Source organism: Achromobacter sp. SIMBA_011, assembly GCF_046535435.1.
In the GTDB taxonomy this organism is placed as follows: Bacteria; Pseudomonadota; Gammaproteobacteria; order Burkholderiales; family Burkholderiaceae_B; genus Achromobacter; species Achromobacter dolens.
This window is the reverse complement of the sequence record NZ_JAWRWN010000968.1, coordinates 1-248: the sequence shown is the minus strand read 5'-3', so window position 1 is coordinate 248 and position 248 is coordinate 1. Positions and strand designations below refer to the sequence as shown.

The 248-nt window shown below is 70.6% G+C and carries 1 pseudogene; it reads right to left on the bottom strand.

Annotation, left to right across the window (positions count from 1 at the left end):
- Positions 1–248 (bottom strand): annotated as a pseudogene (locus SB816_RS33880) (aminoglycoside phosphotransferase); the annotation flags it as partial.

Genomic DNA, 248 nt, shown 5'->3' with positions numbered 1-248 from the left:
CCGGCAGCAGCTCCATCTCGCGGCGCAGGAAGGCTTCGTCGAAGACGGGCAGCACGCCCGGTTTGGTTTCGAGCTGGAAGCGGAGCAGCGCGTCGAGCGCGTCGTGCATCAGCGCGCGCGAGCGCGGGCCGGGACCGGCTTCGATCAGCGCGGCGAGATAGGACGCGGTGCCGAGATCGGTCACCAGCATCAGCCCGGCGTCGTAATCGACCTCCAGCACGCGCGGCACGTGGACGCCGGCCTGTTCG